Here is a 1,110-nt window from a genome sequence, read left to right as displayed (position 1 = left end):
ATCCAGAACTCCGTCGCCGGTTTCGCCCAGAACCTGGGTGGCAAGAACGTGACCGTCGGAGGCCAGTCATTCGACTTCATTTCCATCATCACCTACGTGGCCGGCGTGCTGGCGATCATCGCCTGCATCGTGCCGTTCGTGTCGGCGTTTGGATACAGCGCCAGCCTGTTCCAAGGCGGGGACGGATGGATTGTCCTCGTTGCGGTTCTTGCCATCGCGGCGCTCACGTTCTTCAAGAAGCACCTCCCCGCAATGATCATTTCCGCCTTGGTGCTGGTACTCAGCATCTTTGAGATGGTGTATTCCAAGAGCAAAATCAACAGTAGCTTGGACGAGTTCGGCAGCAACTATGGCAGTCTGGGAAGTCTCGCGTCCGGCTACGCGAAGAATGCGGTGGCTTTCGGTATTGGTGCATACTTGCTCGTCATCGCGGCGCTGGGCCTGATTGTCGGCACCGTGCTTGCGTTCGTCAATCAGAAGAAGGCCGCGAAGGTCGCGGTGCCGGGTGTTTCCGCCCAGCCGCAGTATGTACCGACGGCATTCCCCGGTGCTCCGGTCCCGGCACCTGCCGCCCCGGTGTCCGATGCCGGCGTTCCGCAGGCTCCCGCTGCACCGCAGACCCCGACCGCGCCGGTCGCCCCGACTGCGTATGAGCAGCCGGCGCCTGCCGCTCCGGTTTACCAGCAGCCCGATTCGGACGCTTCCTACCCGGGGCAGACCCCGCAGGCCTGATTCTAGGTCTTCCGCGTTCCGCGCCTGATCGGCGTGAAGCGTGACCAATGAGCCGCTGCGCACATGCGTAGCGGCTCTTCACATATGCGACGGATCCGAGCCCAATGACCCTGCCGATAATCCGGGAAATATGAACGGCCGCACGCACCCGCGATGCCGCGATATTGTCCGCTCTCATAGGCATAATAGAAAAGTTGTGTCTGGAGGATACGTGTATGCGAATCCGCTAGCACAGCACAGCAATATACGTTGCGGGAGGAATCCGCTGCGGGCGACCGCCACGGGTGCCGACATCACCGCTTCATAGAAAGAAGAACCATACAATGGCTCCCAAGAAGAAAGTCTCGGCGCTGATCAAGCTCCAGATCCAGGCTGGCA

General features: G+C 60.6%; 1 protein-coding gene. It reads left to right on the top strand.

The genetic code is table 11. The features are described 5' to 3' along the window. Window positions 1-732, top strand: a 732-nt coding sequence (locus tag AB5287_RS10020) for an ABC transporter permease (protein WP_368221182.1), incomplete at its 5' end; no start/stop codon positions are given. Window positions 733-1,110 lie beyond the last annotated feature (378 nt).

This window comes from Bifidobacterium sp. RTP21102st3_E2_RTP21102_210122, from assembly GCF_040916945.1.
Classification (GTDB): Bacteria; Actinomycetota; Actinomycetes; order Actinomycetales; family Bifidobacteriaceae; genus Bifidobacterium; species Bifidobacterium longum.
This window is presented reverse-complemented; position numbering and strand designations above follow the sequence as displayed.